12 protein-coding genes are annotated in these 15,552 nt (G+C 70.6%); 5 read left to right on the forward strand and 7 right to left on the reverse strand.

All coding sequences use genetic code 11. The features are described from left to right. Positions 1-12: 12 nt before the first annotated feature. The 4 genes from ttcA to G4D86_RS32940 are packed head-to-tail and all read left to right on the forward strand — an operon-like array spanning position 13 to position 3,018. Positions 13-867 carry a tRNA 2-thiocytidine(32) synthetase TtcA gene (gene ttcA / locus G4D86_RS32925; RefSeq protein WP_163998053.1) on the forward strand — a complete coding sequence of 285 codons (855 nt, stop codon included), beginning with the start codon at positions 13-15 and terminating at the stop codon, positions 865-867. Then, positions 846-1,670: a TerB family tellurite resistance protein gene (locus tag G4D86_RS32930; protein ID WP_163998054.1), complete on the forward strand. Its 825-nt coding sequence runs from the start codon at positions 846-848 to the stop codon at positions 1,668-1,670. Before ttcA ends, G4D86_RS32930 begins: the two co-directional genes overlap by 22 nt. Positions 1,671-1,682: 12 nt before the next feature. Then, positions 1,683-2,507, forward strand: coding sequence for a phosphate/phosphite/phosphonate ABC transporter substrate-binding protein (locus G4D86_RS32935; protein WP_163998055.1), 825 nt, complete (start codon positions 1,683-1,685; stop codon positions 2,505-2,507). 52 nt (positions 2,508-2,559) lie between these two features. Further along, on the forward strand, positions 2,560-3,018 hold the full coding sequence (locus G4D86_RS32940) for a hypothetical protein (RefSeq protein ID WP_163998056.1): 459 nt from the start codon (positions 2,560-2,562) through the stop codon (positions 3,016-3,018). 3 nt (positions 3,019-3,021) lie between these two features. On the opposite strand, the gene G4D86_RS32945 is transcribed toward G4D86_RS32940, so the two are convergent. Beyond that, positions 3,022-4,284, reverse strand: a complete 1,263-nt coding sequence (locus G4D86_RS32945) for a COG3014 family protein (RefSeq protein WP_163998057.1) — start codon at positions 4,282-4,284, stop codon at positions 3,022-3,024. A gap of 71 nt (positions 4,285-4,355) precedes the next feature. Here G4D86_RS32945 and G4D86_RS32950 point away from each other — a divergent pair, with 71 nt between their 5' ends. Beyond that, complete coding sequence (locus G4D86_RS32950) at positions 4,356-4,718, forward strand: GFA family protein (RefSeq protein ID WP_163998058.1); 363 nt, start codon at positions 4,356-4,358, stop codon at positions 4,716-4,718. 112 nt (positions 4,719-4,830) lie between these two features. Here the strand turns inward: G4D86_RS32950 and G4D86_RS32955 are convergent, their stop codons facing one another. The 6 genes from G4D86_RS32955 to G4D86_RS32980 form a co-directional block, all read right to left on the reverse strand. Beyond that, entirely contained in the window at positions 4,831-6,330 is a 1,500-nt protein-coding gene (locus G4D86_RS32955; protein WP_240360600.1) for a serine/threonine protein kinase, read from the reverse strand. A gap of 104 nt (positions 6,331-6,434) precedes the next feature. Continuing rightward, on the reverse strand, positions 6,435-9,440 hold the full coding sequence (locus G4D86_RS32960; protein WP_163998059.1) for a choice-of-anchor D domain-containing protein: 3,006 nt from the start codon (positions 9,438-9,440) through the stop codon (positions 6,435-6,437). Between the two features lie 235 nt (positions 9,441-9,675). Beyond that, on the reverse strand, positions 9,676-10,536 hold the full coding sequence (locus tag G4D86_RS32965; RefSeq protein WP_163998060.1) for an alpha/beta fold hydrolase: 861 nt from the start codon (positions 10,534-10,536) through the stop codon (positions 9,676-9,678). Positions 10,537-10,625: 89 nt separating this feature from the next. Further along, positions 10,626-10,805: a hypothetical protein gene (locus G4D86_RS32970; RefSeq protein ID WP_240360601.1), complete on the reverse strand. Its 180-nt coding sequence runs from the start codon at positions 10,803-10,805 to the stop codon at positions 10,626-10,628. Between the two features lie 214 nt (positions 10,806-11,019). Continuing rightward, positions 11,020-12,936 (reverse strand): AAA domain-containing protein, encoded by a 1,917-nt coding sequence (locus G4D86_RS32975; RefSeq protein WP_163998062.1) that lies wholly within the window; start codon positions 12,934-12,936, stop codon positions 11,020-11,022. Between the two features lie 135 nt (positions 12,937-13,071). After that, positions 13,072-15,396, reverse strand: a complete 2,325-nt coding sequence (locus G4D86_RS32980; RefSeq protein WP_163998063.1) for a S8 family serine peptidase — start codon at positions 15,394-15,396, stop codon at positions 13,072-13,074. Positions 15,397-15,552 lie beyond the last annotated feature (156 nt).

The raw sequence follows: 15,552 nt of genomic DNA on the forward strand, positions 1-15,552 counted from the left end.
GCCGCCGCTAGGATGGCCACGCCGATGAACGACGTCCAGCGCCTGGAGAAGAGTCTGCTTGGCCACATGGGCCGGGCTATCGCGGACCACCGCCTCATCGAGGCGGGGGACCGCATCATGGTGGGCGTGTCGGGAGGCAAGGACTCCTACACGATGCTCCATCTGCTGCGGGAGCTGCAGCGGCGAGCGCCCGTGAAGTTCGAGCTGCTGGCAGTGAACCTGGACCAGGGCCACCCCGGCTTCCCCGCGGACAAGCTGGAGGGCTACTTCCAGCGCGAGGGCTACGCCTACAAGATGCTGAAGGAGGACACCTACAGCATCGTCCTGGAGAAGACGCCTCCCGGCAAGACGCAGTGCTCGGTGTGCTCGCGGATGCGCCGCGGCATCCTCTACACGGCGGCGGTGGAGCTGGGCTGCACCAAGATTGCCCTGGGCCACCACCGGGACGACCTCATCCACACGCTGCTGTTGAACCTCTTCTTCGCCGGCTCCATCAAGGCGATGCCGCCGTTGCTCCGAAGTGACGACGGGCGCAACGTGGTCATCCGCCCGCTGTGCTACGCGCCGGAGAAGGACATCGCGAAGTTCGCGGAGCTGATGCAGTTTCCCATCATCCCCTGTGATTTGTGCGGCACGCAGGAGAACCTCCAGCGCAAGCGGATGCAGCGGCTGGTGGAGGAGCTGGGCAAGGAGATTCCGAACGTCCGTCAGAGCGTGCTCAACGCGATGATGAACGTGCGGCCGTCGCACCTCCTGGACAAGACGCTCAACCCCGACCCGCTGCACGCGCGGGAAGATGGGGCACCGACAACGGATTCGAACGATACGCAAGGGAGCGCCAGCCCATGGCTCGAGAGCAGGCAGTAAAAGCGCGCAAGGACCGCAACGGCGCGCTGGTGGAGGCGATGCTGCTGGCCGCCATGGCCGACGGCCGGGTGTCGCAGCGGGAGATGCAGACGCTGCTCAGCCGCGTGCTGGAGCGGCCGGAGTTCGAGGGCACGAAGCCCGACGAATTGAACGCGCTGGTGGAGACGAGCGCGGCGCGGCTTTCCGAGGCGAACGATTTGGAGGAGGTGCTGGCCTCGCTGCGGCGCCGGCTGCCGGACCACAAGAACCGGATGCTGGCCTTCGGGTTGGCGGCGGCGGTGGCGCTGGCGGACCAGCGGGCCACGCGCAACGAGCTGGGCCTCTTGAAGACGTTCCAGGCCGCGCTGGGCATCTCCGAAGACGAGGTGGCGCAAATCATCGACGTCATCGAGAACGGCGGCAGCCTGGCGGAGGCGCTGGGCGAGCCCCTGGAGCGGCTGTTCGCGGAGGTCATGGTGCTGGTGAGCGCCGCGGACGGGAAGCTGAAGGAGGCCGAGGCGCGGGCGCTGGTGGAGAGCTTCGCGGCGGACCCCCTCTTCGAGAACGTCAGCCCGGAGCGCGCGCAGAGCTTCGTCAGCGAGTCGGTGGTGGCCCTGGCCGCGGAGGGGCTGCCCCAGCGGCTCCAGGTGCTGGCGCACGGGCTCACCACCCATACCCAGCGGGTCAAGGCCTACCGGCTGGCGACGAAGATTGCCCACGCGGGCGGCGAGCCGAGCCTGGCGGAGCAGCGCATCCTGGACATGCTCCAGGCCACTTTCGGGTTGGCCGACGACGAAGTGGCGCGACTGGGCAGGGAGGGGTAGTTAGGGGACTGCATGACCCTGCAAGTCCCATCCGGCCCCCGGCATTCGTTCCGCTTCGGGCTGCCTCCTTCGCTGGGCAACGAGACGGCGCGGGAGCGCGCGGAGCGGCTCGCGGCGTTCCTTCAGCGGGCCCTGGGCAAGGTGGTGGAGGTGTCCGTGGCGCCCAGCTACGAGACGCTCGCCAAGGACCTCCTGTCCGGGCGGGCGGACGCGGCCTGGGCGCCGCCCTTCGTCTGCGCTCGGATGGAGGCGATGGGCGTGCGGGTGGTGGTGCGCGGGGTGCGCCGGGGCATGTCCTCCTACCGGTCGGCATTGGTGTGCCGGGCGGGGGCGGGGCTGACGGTGGAGCGGCTGAAGGGCACCACGGCGGCGTGGGTGGACCGGGATTCGGTGGCGGGCTACCTGCTGCCCACCGCGTACCTCAAGGCGCAGGGGCATGAGCCCACGCGGGCCTTCTCCGCGCAGCAATTCACCGGCTCGTACCGGGGCGCGCTGGAGGCGGTGCTGGACGGCAAGGCGGACGTGGCGAGCGTCTTCTGCCCGCCGGCCTCCACGGGCCTGACGTTCGCCACGGGTGTGGAGGACGTGCTGGGCCCTGGCGCGGGGCGCCGCTTCGAGCTGATTGCGTACACGGACGAGGCGCCCAATGACGGGGTGCCCGTGGCCATGGGCCTGCCGCCGGAGTTGGTGAGCACGCTGGAGTCCTCGCTGCTGGGCCTGCAGGCGTCGGCGGAGGGCCAGGCGCTGCTGAAGGACATCTTCAACGCGGACCGCTTCGAGCCCGCGCCGCGCATGGGCTACCGCGCGCTGTACCGCGTCGCGCTGGCGAGCCTGTAGCCGCGCACGCCGGCTTGTCGTGGCGGGCCTTCGCGGGCTTGACTGCGCGGGCATGCGTCTCCTCCTTCGCCGCCTGTCCCTCACGGGGGCCGTCCTCCTCGCCGGCTGTGGCGGTATCCGCCAGGGCCTCGCGGAGGAGGGGTACCTGCAACAGCAGCTCTACGACTACGCCTACGACGTCCCCCTGGACAGCCTCTGGACCGAGGCGAAGGGACTGACGGGGCAGGGGGAGGAGTCGGCGGAGCGGGGTGTGCGCACCCTCTCCGTGCCTGCTCGGAGGGGAGAGGGGGACGTCCCGGAGTCCTACGGACTCCTGCTCCGGGGCTGGGAGTCGGAGGGGCGCAGCTACGTGCGCGTCTTCCGGGTCCGGTATGGCGACCCCGCGCCGAATCTCTCGGACCCCGCGGCACGCGTGATGGAGCTGGAGCTGCGGCTCCTCGAGCGCTTCCACCCGGAGGACGCGCGGAGGTTCCAGGAGGGCGCGCGCCTCGCCGGGCAGCGCGCCCGGTAGCGCTCACTCCATCTGCACGACGAGCACCGCGGGCCTGCCGGGGGAGATGTCCACCTCGCGCACCTGCTCCCGGGTTGCCGTCCGGACTCGCACCACCTGCCGTCCCTTCGGCACCGGCAGGCGCACGACCTGGAACTCGGCGGGAAGGCTGAGCCAGCCCTGGGCCATGCGGTTGTTCACCTCCGACACCCGGCGGATGACCAGCGCGCCTCCCACGGGAGGAATCAGCAGCCAGCTCACCGCCGTGCCCAGGTTCACCGCGAGCGACGGTGCCCGCTCCGTATCGGTGAGCGCTCCCAGCGCGCCACGGCGGAGCAGCAGGTTCTCCAGCGAGGTGACGGTCTCCGCCTCCTGGGACTGTCCGGCCACCTCCACCCGCGCCTTCACGTGAGACCAGCTCCGCGCGCAGACGGACCAGACGCTGGTCTCGCCCATGGGAACGACGCAGCGCTCGGGGATGCGGCCGGCTTCCACGAAGACCACCAGCTCCCCTTCATCCGGCGCTGCGGGCGACACAGGCTCCGGGTGTGCCTGCTCCAGCTCCGGCAGCTCCGGGCGAGCCAGCCGCCGGGCCTCCGCGACGAGCTTCGGCGTCAGGTGCGCCAGGTGCGAGGGCGCTCCCGGGGGCGCCAGGCGGGTGACACGCCACGCGTCCAGGTAGTCGATGAACGCTGACGCCTCGTTTCCCGACAGCTCGAGCGCCAGCGCGCTCACGTACAGCCCGAACGCGAGCCGCTCCAGGTACGCACGGAAGTCCTCGTCGAAGGGCACCAGCGCGAGGTTCCGCTCCAGCTCCGTGCGGTGCCGTGCCTCCAGGTGTTGCCGCAGGTGCAGCGCGTCCGTGAGCCGCGCCTCCACCGCCGCCTCCTCCGGGCGGCCGAGCTGGAGGAAGTTGAGCGCGTTCAGGGTGTGCAGCGCCTGTCGCTCCAGCGTCCCCATCCGCCACGGCGCACTCCCGAAGAGCTCCTCGGACAGCCGCACCGTCTCTCGCTCGTCCGCGAGCTCCGCCGCCTCCTGGAGAGCCCGGGCGCTCTGCTCCCACTCTCCGGCCCGGTGCAGCAGCGCGCCCCGGTCCGCCACCACCAGCAGCGGGTCCAGGGACTCGCGTCCCGCCTCGGCGTCCAGCTCCCGCAGGGCCTCGGGGTACTGCTCCGCCTCGGCCAGTGCTTGCACCCGGGCGGTGTGCCGCACGTAGCTCGGTGTGCAGGCGCCCAGGGCCAGTACGAGCAGGAGCCCGACACAGCGGATGGAGCGGGGGACGACCATGGCGGCCCTCATGCTACCCCGTGTCGCATTTCTCCAATGCAGGCCCCGAGAGACGGCGGCAGGATGCGCGCATGACCGAGCTCAAGACCTACGAAGGTGGCTGTCACTGCGGGAAGGTTCGCTACTCCGTGAAGCTGGACCTCTCCCAGCCCGCGGTGTCGTGTAATTGCTCCATCTGCCAGAAGACGGGGACGATGCTCAGCTTCGTGCCCGTGGAGAACTTCACGCTGAAGTCCGGTGAGAAGGACCTCACCGACTACCAGTTCAACAAGAAGGTCATCCACCACCTGTTCTGCTCCACGTGCGGCGTGCGCTCGTTCGCGCGCGGCACCGGCCCGGATGGCAAGGAGATGCGCGCCATCAACGTGCGCTGCCTGGACGGCGTGGAGCTCGACAAGTTGAACGTGATGAAGTTCAACGGCAAGGACCGGTAGTCCCGTAGGACGATGAAGCGGAAGTCCCCGCGCTCCAGTCCGCACCAGGGACTGCGTGGGATCAGGCCTGCTCCAGTCCCTCCAGCATGGGCGGAGCCTGGAGCCTGGACTGCTACCGCTCACCCTCGCCGTGGCCACCACCGCGAGGCGGCGCACGCCGGGGCGGAGGAGCCTCCTCCGCCGTGGGCCGAGCGGACTTCGCTGGGGCAGGCTTCGTGCCCGGTGCCGCGGCCGGTGACTTGCTCACCGCAGCGCTCTTGCCCTGCGGCGGCGAGGGCGGCACGGGCGCGGCGGACGCGGAAGAGCCGGCCCCCGCGCTCCGTCCCGGTGAAGCGGGGCCAGGCGAACCACCCCCCACGTTCCTGCCAGGAGTCGCGGGGACGGGCGAAGCCGAGGCGGAGGACCCGCCACTCGCGCTCCGCGCAGGCGGGGACACGGGGGGCACCGACGCGGACGACACCGTCCGGCCCGGTGCACCCGGCACGGGCGCCGCCGACGCGGATGAAGCCCCAGGAGCCTTCACGGGTGCCGCCGAAGCGGACGAGCTCCCCTTCACCGGCGACGCCGCGGGAGACGAGCCGCCACCCTGCCGCGCCGGCTTCGCCTCGGCCGACGGCGCACTGGCCGCCAGCCGCGCCGCGAGCTTCGGGTCGTAGTGGATGACGGTGGGCTCGGCGGCGAAGCGCTCCTCCTCCAATTCATCCGCGTACATGTCCTGCATGAACGCGGCGAGGTGCGTGGGCGTGGCGTGCAGCTTCTGCTGCATGAGGAACTCCTCCAGCGCGAGCTGCAGCTCACCCGCCGTGGAGAAGCGCTCCTCGCGCTTGCGCGCCAGCGCCTTGAGGACAATCGCGTCCAGCGCCTTGGGAATCTCCGGCACCACCTCCGACGGCGGGAGGATCTTCGCCCCCACCACCGCCTTGAGCGTGGCGAACTCCGTGTCCCGCTTGAACAGCCGCGTCAGCGTCAACAGCTCGTAGAACACCGTCCCCAGGCCATACACGTCCGAGCGGTGGTCCAACGGCTCGCCTCGCGCCTGCTCCGGGGACATGTACGCGTGCTTGCCCTTGATGGTGCCCACCATCGTCTGGGACAGCTTCCCGGACGCCTTGGCCACCCCGAAGTCGATGAGCTTCACGCCGCCGTTGAAGCCCACCAGCACGTTCTGCGGCGACACGTCCCGGTGGATCAGCGCCAGCTTCCGTCCGGACGGGCTGCGCGCGTTGTGCGCCGCGTCCAGCCCCGCGGCCGCGTCCGCGATGATGCGGCACTTCAGCCCCAGGGGAATCGTCACCTTGCGCTGCTGGGCGCGCACCCCCAGCGGCCCCACCGCCTCGCCGTGCACGTACTCCATGGCGATGAAGTACTGCCCGTCCACGTCGCCCAGGTCGTAGATCTGCGCGATGTGGGGGTGGTTGAGGTGCGCGGCGATGCGCCCCTCGTCGAGGAACATCTGGATGAACTCGTCGTCCTCGGACAGGTGGGGCAACAGCCGCTTGAGCACCAGCAGCTTCTGGAAGCCCACGGGGCCCTTCTGCCTCGCGAGGTAGACGGCCCCCATACCGCCAACGGCGATTCTCCGGAGCAGCTCGTAGCGGCCGAACGTTTCCACGACGACCGCCACGATAGCCGCGCCGGGGCTGGGGGCGGAAGCCCGCGGCGCGTCATTTCCCGCAAGGCCCGGACTCCCGTGTCAACCCCCGAGTCCGTGAAACCTCAGGGCGAGGACGGAGGGGCCTTGCACACGCTGCGGTAGCGGACCTCCACGGCCTGTCCGGGCGTGGGCACCGCGTCCGCGTTGAAGACGACGGAGTTGCTGCCCGCGTCAAACGTCCACCGGCTGCCGGGCAGCACCTGCCCCTGGACGCGCACCGTCATCTCCGCCGTGCCCGTGGGGTCCGCCGTGAGCGGGAAGTCCGCCTGCAGGGCCCCGGCGCGCTGGATGACCGACTCGAGCAGCGGGCGGTAGTCGGAGCGGCAGATGGACTCCACCTGGCCGCCCGTGCCGCGCGCCACGCTGACGAAGCGGTCCGCCTCGTTGCCGGCGGTGGAGCAGCTGCTGTCGGTGGGCACCAGCGCGTAGAGCTGGCTGCGGTGGGACATGCCCGTGCCCTTCAGCGTCTGCAGGAACTGGATGTAGCTGTCCGGGCTGAAGCCGGAGTTGTCGTCCTCGTCGGCCAGCACCACCACCGCCATGCGGGCGGCCGCGCGGGTGAAGCCCGCGTTGCCGTCGTTCGCCTGCGCGGTGCGCGGGTCGTCCATCTGCTCGGACAGCGGCGCGGACAGCGCCGCGCGCATCGTCTCCAGGCCCTGCACCAGGTTGTGGCAGAGGCCCACGTCCAGGTTCTGCTGGATGATGTTGGCCGCGTTGGCGTTGTTGCCGGACACCACGCGCGGGCTGCTGCCGTCCACCGGGAACAGGCGTCCGGCCTCGCCGCCGTTGGCCCCGCCGCCGCACTGCTGGCCGCGTGCCACCAGGCCCGTGCTGGTGACGCCCACGCGCACGTCCACGCCCTGGTCCTTCGCCGTCTTCAGCCAGTCCGGAATCGCCGCCTTCAGCCGGCTCTGGTAGGGCGACATGGTGGTGGTGTTGGACACCACGAAGAGCACGTCCAGTTGGCTGTCGGTGCCCTGCGTGTAGCGGTCCACCTGGATGCCCTCGTGGTTCGTCTCCGCCAGCAGCGGGACGAGGAACGGGCCGGGGTCCGTGTCGGTGTACAGGTACAGCGGGCTGAAGTGCTGCCCGTGCACGTTGCGGGCGTAGCCCACCTCAAGCTCGAAGCCTTCGCCCGGGCCCAGCGTGCGCGGCGTGGTGACCGGCGTCAGCAGGCTGAACTGGGTGCTGGTGCCGTTGCCAATCTCCGCGTCGGAGACGGTAATCGGCTCGCTGCAGCGGTTGGAGACGTACGTCTTGCGCGGGGCCGCGGCGCAGTCGTAGCGGATGGGGCCGAAGTCCACGAAGGACGGCGTGGCCACGAGGCAGCTCGCCTTCGACATGCCCTTCAGGGGCAGCGTCACCGTGGGGTATGCCGGGTTGTTCACCGTCAGCTTCAGCTCGCCCGTGTAGCTGCCCTCAGCCGGAGGCCGGAAGGCCACCATGGCGCTGAAGGCCGTGTCATAGACGACCACGCCACCGGTGAGCCGGCCGCCGGGCATGAAGAAGGCGCCGCCCGCGTCGTTGGAGAGGTGGATGTCCTTCACCGCGCACTCGGCGCGGCCCGGGTTGCGGAAGTAGAAGCCCAGCACCGCGCCGCGGCCGGGCACCACGTTGCCGAAGTCCATCGCCGGCTGCGGCAGCAATTCATACACGCAGGGGCCGCTCGCGCGAGCCCGGCCGGTGAGGACGATGGCGCGCTCCGGGTTGAACATGTCGTCCGAGCGCACGTACAGCGTGGCCTGCCAGCTGCCCTCCGCCTTGGGCTCGAAGTAGACCTTCAGCTCCAGCGCGTCGTTGCCGGGGGCAATCGTCAGCGCATTCGAGTCCAGCGTGGGCCAGGTGCCGCCGCTCCACGCGTAGCGCTGGGTGCCGCGCGTGGGCACGTCGACGTTGAACTGGGTGCTGGCGCCGTCGGCGCGCACGCCGGTGAAGCGCAAATCCCCGTTGCTGCCCGCGTTGGTGATGCGGATGAGCTTCTCCACCTTGCCGCCCACCGGCAGCTCGCCGAAGTCGAGCGCCACCGGCGTCACCGCCAGGGTGGGCCGGCCGCCGCGCGCGTCCAGAATCACCTGCGACTGGCGCGCCTTGTCGGACGCGTAGTGCACGGTGAGGTCGCCCACGTTGGGGCCGGAGAAGCGGGCGGCGAACTCCATCTTCACCTCCACCGTCTCGCCCGGCTGCACCGTGCTGCCCTCCGGCTTGGAGAGCGGCTGGAAGGCGCGGTCGCTGGTGGCGAGCTTGGAGATGGTGACCGGGCGCCAGGTGATGTTGCGCGCGCGGGTGAAGGACTCGGTGCGCTCGTGCACCGGAATCTGGTCGAACGGCACCGGCGCCGGGTCGAACGCGAAGGCGTTGGCCACCGAGTTGCCCTTCAGGTCCACCACGGAGGGCGTGCAGCCCTCGCACGAGCGGACTTCCAGGCGCGCGCCCATGGCACCCAGCGCGCGGGGCAGGTACTTCGTGCTGACCTTCTGCGAGGCGAAGGGCGGAATGGTGATGGTGTCCGGAGTGAAGGGGTCCGGGGTGTCACCCTGCACCACCAGCGTCAGCGGCAGGTCCACCGGGTTGGTGACGGTGACGTCGAGCGTACGGTCGCTCTCCACCTCCAGCGTCTCGTAGTCCAGCAGGGGCGGGTACACGCCGATGTGCGTGGGCGTCCCCAGGCCCATGACGCGCACCTGCGCCTGGGCGCCCTGGTTGGCGTCCGTCGTCACGTGCACCGTCTCTTCGGTGTTGCCCTCCTTCAGCGGGTGGAAGCGCACGTGCACCAGGTGCGACTCGCCCGGCTCCACCCTTCCGCCGCCCTCCCCGAGCTCCACCTCATAGGAGGGGTTGCCGGCCAGCCCCAGCGCGTCGAGCGCGAAGAAGGGCACATAGCCGACGTTCCGGATGCGTACTTCCTTCTCACGCCACTCGCCCACCGGCACCTCGCCGAAGTCGAGCACGTCCACGTCCAACACCGCCGTCGCCTGCACCGCGCGGGTTTCATCCCCCTCGTGGCAGGCCGCTCCGGTGATGGCGAGCAACGCCAGCGCGAGCAAACGCCCCCTCAGCCCCATCCTCATCTTCCGCTCCCCACCCTTCTCCCAACCCCGCCCGGTGCGTGATCCACCGCGCCCTCCCTAATCAATTCGCGTACCAACCGGCGCGCGGGGAACGGGCTCGTGAAATCAAGGGGTTGTGGAACGGAGTTCCCCGCTTGGGGGAAGAAAGGAAGAGTCTTGCCCTGGAGGGTGAAAGGTTTTTCCCGACCTTTTTGGAGGGAGTTCAGGGTCCCTCCAGGCTCCGCTCAGGATCCGCTCAGGCTTTTTCGACGAAGTCGGTGACGGCGCGGGCCACGTCTTCGGGCTGCTCCATGTGGACGTGGTGGCCCCCGGGGAGCATGAGCGTCGGCCCGGCGAGCGTGGGCAGCCCGTCCAGCCGGCGGCGCAGCAGGGCCTCGTCGGGGACCAGTCCCTCGGTGCCTCGGAGCAGCCGCACCGGGCACCGGATTCCGGCCTGCACCGCCAGCCACTGCGCCTCGTCGTAGCTCATGCCGAAGCGGCGGCGGTGTCGCGGATCAAACGTGAAGGCCACGCCGTCCTCGAAGGCCTCCGTGCCGTGTCGGGCCAGGTGCAGCGCGGCCGGCTCGGGCAGGGAGGGATTGTTCTCCCGCAGACGTGCGGCGGCGGCCTCCACGCTCGGGTAGCGCTTGCGGTTGGGCGGCCGGTGCGAGTCGTCCAGGAAGCCGCGCAGCCGCTGCAGCGCCAGGCCAGGCGCGCCGGCGGTGGGGCCGATGCTCTCGATGAGGAAGACGCTCTTCACCGCGTCCGGCCGCGCGGCGGCGTAGGCCAGCGAGACGATGCCGCCCAGCGAGTGCCCGACGAGGTGCACCGCGTCCAGGCCGAGCCCGGCGCGCACCGACTCGACGTCCAGGACGTAGTCGCTGAAGTGGTAGGTGCCCCCGCCGCCCACGTGCCCGCTGCGGCCCATGCCGCGGAAGTCCATCATCACCAGGCGCCAGTCGTCGGGCAGGTGCGCGGTGAGCGCGTCGAAGCTGTGCGAGTGGTCCAGCCAGCCGTGGAGGAACAGGACGGCCGGCGCGCCCGACGCATTGCGCTGGCGCACGTGCAGGGGCAGGCCCTGCGCATCAACGGTGAGGGACTCGAAGGGTGCGGGCACGGGAGCCTCCTGCCCCGTGCCTTACCCGTTAACGGCCCGCATGAGAATCGCCGCCTGCCATGTGGCCGGCGGGCGGGAGGCGGAGTCTTCTAGCGTGACTCGGCTGGCGCGCGCGGCGGCCCGCCCGTGTCTGGCTTCGAGAGCACCATCGCGAGCTGCCGCGCCTGGTTCTCCGTCGCACAGCGGTACTCCTGCATCTTCCCGTTGTCCTTCTCGATACGGAGAACCCAGACGTCGTTCTCCTGCGTCACAGTGGGCCGTTGAGGCATTTGGCGGTTCCTCCCCACCGTGGGGAGAAGCATGTTCCGTGCCGGACAGTGGTCTGCGTCCAAGCGCTCGGAATTCCAGGACAACACCCCAAATCCAGGCGCGCGGGGTGACAAAAATTGTGCAGCCCTGCGACAAAAGAGGCGCTCGTGACTCGCACTCCTTGCGTAGTACCGCAGGGTCGGGTCGGAGTGGACCCGCACCGGGGCCGCATTGTCACTCCATTGCGTCTGGCCACTCCCAGGCGGAGCGGTAGGCGCCGGTGGCCTGGGTGCCCTCGATGAAGCGCGCGTAGAAGGGGTGGCCGCTGAGCGTCGCGGAGTCGCCCACCACGAAGAGATGCCGGCGCGCGCGGGTGAGGGCGACGTTCATGCGGCGCAAGTCGGTGAGGAAGCCGAGCTGGCCCTCGCCGTTGGAGCGGGTGAGGGAGACGAGGATGGCGTCCTTCTCCCGGCCCTGGAAGGCGTCCACGGTGTCCACCTCCACGTCGGGGTGGAGCGCCTCCACGCGCTCGCGCAGGCGGTGGGCCTGGGCGCTGTAGGGCGTAATCACGGCCAGCTCGCGCGGCGACAGTCCCAGGGCGAGCAGGGCCTTCACGCGCGCCTCAATGAGGCCGGCCTCGCCGTCATTGAAGAGGCTGCGCGTGGTGGTCTCCACCTCCTCGTCGAAGCCCTTGCCGGCGGTGTCCAGGTAGATGACGGGCGGGGCATCCACCTCCGCGCCCGGCGTGAGGACGTCCGCGAGCGTGCGCTCCGCCACGGACGGGTGGGCGCGCAGCTCGCCGCCGTACATCTCGCGCGAGGGGAAGTCCATGATGGCCGCGTTCATCCGGTACTGCTCGCGCAGCATGCGCTTGACGCCCTCGCCGTGGTCCTTGAGGAGGCGCTCGAAGAGGCTCACCCCGAGGCCGGCCTTGGCGGCCTCCTGTGAGAGGACGGTGGGTGGGAGCTGCTGCGGGTCTCCGGCGAGGATGACCTTCGGCGCGCGCAGGAAGCCGAGCAGCGCGAGGGGCTCGGTGGCCTGGGTGGCCTCGTCGAGCAGGGCCAGGTCGAACTCCTCGCTGGCGAGCACGCTGGAGCCCAGGCTGGCCAGGGTGACGCAGACGACGTCGGCGCGGGCGAGCACGGCGCGCACGGCCTTCTTCTCCAGGGCGCGGGCCTCGTCGAGCATGCTCTTGGCCTCGGTGGAGGAGGCACGGGCATTGGCGAAGCGCGCGCGGCTGCGCCCCTGCGTGCGCTGGCGGCGCGCGTAGCCGAGCAAATCGTAGGCCTCCTCGAAGAGGTCGCGTGACACGACGCGGTCCGGGTGGTCCTCCACGACGATGTCCAGCGTGTGCTCCTGGAGGCGCGCGGCGACGCGGGCGGGGTGGCCCACGCGGATGGCGCGCAGTCCCTTGTCCAGGCAGAGGTCCAGCAGGTGGTCCACGGCGGCGTTGCTGGCGGCGGTGCACAACAGGCGCTTGCCCTGCGCGACGGCCTGGGCGGCGATTTCGGCGAGCACGGTGGACTTGCCGGTGCCCGGCGGGCCGTGGACGAGGAAGAAGTCCTCGGCGGCGAGCGCGCGGGAGGCCGCGTCGAGCTGCTCGGGGTTGAGGGGGCGGGTGGGCTCGAACTCGAGGGGTTTGTCGAAGCGCGGGGGCTCGTTGCCGAGCACCACCTCTCGCTTGCGGCGCTCGGCGCCCTTGTCCATGGACTTGATGCGCTGCAGCCCGGCGCGGAGCCTGTCGTAGGTGACGTCGTTGGGGACGATGTCCAGGCGGAGCAGGCCTTCATGGACATAGGGCGGAGGCGCGCGGTCGAAGGCGAGCTGGATGCGGGTGGAGGTGGCGCGGGAGATGAGCGCGCGGGCGGGCTCCTTCACCTCGGCGCGACGGGGGAGGACGGCCACGAGGTCGCCGTTGTGCAGGCGCGTGGGCAGGGGGCGCCGGTCGGCGCGGCCGAGGGTGAGCAGGTAGCGGCCGCCCAGGCCCACCTCCTCCTCGATGGACTCCAGGTCCAGCACGGACAGGCCGTGCTCCTCGCGCTCGGAGAGGGAGAGGCTCTCGGCGAGGGCGGCCAGGCGGGCTTTCTCGGCCTCGCGCTCCCGGGCGAGGAGGGAGCCGAGGTGGTCGAAGAAGGAGACGTCACGGGCCATGGCCACGTCATGCCACCCGGGCGCGGGGACGGCCAGCGTCTCCGCGCATGCCGTGTCGCCGGGCGGGCGGCGGGGCACGGAAAGAGGGCCGGTGCTCCCGAGCGGAAAGCACCGGCCCCGTGAGTCACCCGACGGCTAGATGAACTTCCCGCCGCTCACCACGAGGCCGTAGTCGGCGTCGATGGCCGGGGTCTCCGGGCGAGCGTCCTGGACGAGCTCATCCGCCAGCACCTCCACCGTCCACGTGCCGGCCGCGGGGTTCTGCAGGAAGACGTTCTCCACCGTGTCCAACTTGTTGGAGACGCCACCCGCCGTGGACACGTTGCCCGCCGTCAGGCCGTTGTTGCCCCAGTAGATGACGCCGCTGGGAGACGTCACGCGCAGGGACAAGTCATTGATGCGCGCCCGTGCGGCGCCCACCGTGCCCGCGGGGTCGTTGTAGACCATGGTGACGTTCAGCTCCGTCTGCCCGGTGGCCACGCTGACGTTGTAGGTCTTCTTCCCGAGCGGGAGGAGGACGTCCGTCTCGTTGACGATGCTCGTCACCGCCGCGCGGTCATACAGGCGCTTCACGTCCGCGGTGCCCCAGCCCTGCTTGTTGCGGTCCAGGTCGCCGTTGGCGCCGCCCGCCGGCCAGTTGTAGCGGTAGGCCATGTTGATCATCAGCGCCTTCGCGGTGGCCATCTGCGGGCGGCTGGCGAACACGTCCGCTCCGCCGCCGAAGCCGGCCCACACGCCGTTGTGCCACATCTGGAACAGCAGCCCGAAGTGGCCCGCCGTCTGGGGCGTGGCCGCGCTGGTGCCGCTGAAGTTGTAGTACGACGTGTTGCTCGTGTTGTTCGCCGAGCGGACCGCATCATAGAAGTAAGCGAGGTCCGGCTTGATGCGGCCGTCCGCCGCCGGGCCGATGCTGGCGCCGCTGCCCCAGTGGTCATCCGTGCGGCTGGTGTTGTCGTAGTGGTACATGCCGCCCACGGAGACGATGTTCTTCGCCCACGCCTGCGGCCGCGAGTTGCGCGTGCCGGAGTTGCTCTGCGACTGCGTGCTGAGGATGGGGTGCTTCAACAGGTAGTCGTCCACCTCGGCGGAGATGGTGGTGTACGTGGTGCCCAGCGTGCTGCCCACGCTCGACGTCTGGAACACGGCGCGGTACGGGCCGGCCGGGTCGATGAGCTCCTTGTTGATGTCGTAGCGGGACTTGGTGCCGCCGAACTGCGTGGACTGGCTGTAGAGGTAGAAGATGCCCTGGCCCGAGGGCAGCAGGCCCCGCGCCGTGGCGTCCACGCCCCGGGCGAAGTTGATGCTGTAGCACGCGGTGCCGTGCGCGCTGCCCGTGGTGGAGGTGCTGTGGATGATGGGCGGGGTGGCCCACTCCTGGTGCGTGGTGCGCAGCTCCGTGTCGAAGACCTCGCCGCGCACGCCCTGGCCCGTCCAGCCGCGCAGCGTCTCCAGCGCGGCGGCGCCGCCCACCGTGCGCACGTTGTTCATGTCCACCTCACCGGGGCCGCCCCAGCGGTCGATGAACTGCACCGCGTTGGAGCGCACCAGCCGCTCCAGCTGCGGCTGCGTGAGCGTGGCCTCCACGCGCCAGCCGCCCGGCTCCACCAGGTCCACCGTGCCGCCCAGCTTGCGCACCAGGTCCGCCACTTCGCCCTGCCGCGCCGCCCCGTGCTCCCCCACCATGATGGAGTAGCGCTGCGCCTCCAGGCGCGCCGCGCGGCCCAGCAGCGCCTCGCGCAGCGGCGCCTCCACGCGGTACTCCGGATGGTACGGGCCCACCCACCGCACGTAGGGCAACTCCGCCACGCGCTTGTGCGTGCTCGCGTCCATCTCGACGAGGAAGGTGTGGTCCGACAGGAAGCGCAGCACCTTGCCTCCGGAGGCCTCAATCGCCGCGCGGAACTCCGGCAGCGGCGTGCCCTGGAACTGCACCAGCCGCAGCGTGTTGTCCGGGTCCGCGGACAGCAGCCCCGTCGTCAGCGGCATGGCGCCGCGGACCGGGTCGAACTGCGTGTGCTCCAAGCGGATGACGTAGCTGGTGGCCTGCACGCGGCCCATCAGCTCCGTGCCGCCCCGGCTGTAGGCGAAGAAGTCCTGGCGCACGCCGTCCGCCCCTTCCTCCTCCCACGTGTGGAGCTGCACCGCCGTGGCCGGCACGTCGAGCGTCCGCAGCGAGCGGACGGCCGCGTCCGTGCGGTGGAAGACGAGCCCCGCCCCGGTGACGAGCGCGAAGCGGCCGTCCGTCCCGCCCTCGAAGCCGGGAATGAGGCGGGTCTTCGCCGCCGCGTCCGCTTCGACGAGCCGCGCCGGCCCCACCGCCTCCGAGGCCCGTGCCACGCCCGGCCGCGCGTGCGGCCCCTGCGCCGCGAGCACAGGCAGTGGGACGACCAGGCCCCAGCCCAGGGCCAGGACGGAGAGGGGACGCCAACGATCCGCATACGACGAGAAGGGAAGCTTCATCTCGGTGTCTCCTTTGCAGCGGGCGGGTTGCGACAGCTCACGGGAAACGCGGAAATCGAGATGAAATGGATAATCCAGACAAGCACGGAGAGTCAATTCACCCGGCCGGTAGGTGACATCCGCTGTTGTCGGTGCCACTCAAGGAGGAGGGCGTCA

It is taken from the genome of Pyxidicoccus caerfyrddinensis (genome assembly GCF_010894405.1).
GTDB lineage: Bacteria > Myxococcota > Myxococcia > Myxococcales > Myxococcaceae > Myxococcus > Myxococcus caerfyrddinensis.

Bases quoted from the DNA above. Each gene is read 5' to 3' on its own strand.
- G4D86_RS32960 (WP_163998059.1), bottom strand. From the start codon at position 9,440: ATGAGGATGGGGCTGAGGGGGCGTTTGCTCGCGCTGGCGTTGCTCGCC.
- G4D86_RS32970 (WP_240360601.1), bottom strand. From the start codon at position 10,805: ATGCCTCAACGGCCCACTGTGACGCAGGAGAACGACGTCTGGGTTCTC.
- G4D86_RS32975 (WP_163998062.1), bottom strand. From the start codon at position 12,936: ATGGCCCGTGACGTCTCCTTCTTCGACCACCTCGGCTCCCTCCTCGCC.
- G4D86_RS32950 (WP_163998058.1), top strand. From the start codon at position 4,356: ATGACCGAGCTCAAGACCTACGAAGGTGGCTGTCACTGCGGGAAGGTT.
- G4D86_RS32940 (WP_163998056.1), top strand. From the start codon at position 2,560: ATGCGTCTCCTCCTTCGCCGCCTGTCCCTCACGGGGGCCGTCCTCCTC.
- G4D86_RS32945 (WP_163998057.1), bottom strand. From the start codon at position 4,284: ATGGTCGTCCCCCGCTCCATCCGCTGTGTCGGGCTCCTGCTCGTACTG.
- ttcA (WP_163998053.1), top strand. From the start codon at position 13: ATGGCCACGCCGATGAACGACGTCCAGCGCCTGGAGAAGAGTCTGCTT.
- G4D86_RS32980 (WP_163998063.1), bottom strand. From the start codon at position 15,396: ATGAAGCTTCCCTTCTCGTCGTATGCGGATCGTTGGCGTCCCCTCTCC.
- G4D86_RS32935 (WP_163998055.1), top strand. From the start codon at position 1,683: ATGACCCTGCAAGTCCCATCCGGCCCCCGGCATTCGTTCCGCTTCGGG.
- G4D86_RS32930 (WP_163998054.1), top strand. From the start codon at position 846: ATGGCTCGAGAGCAGGCAGTAAAAGCGCGCAAGGACCGCAACGGCGCG.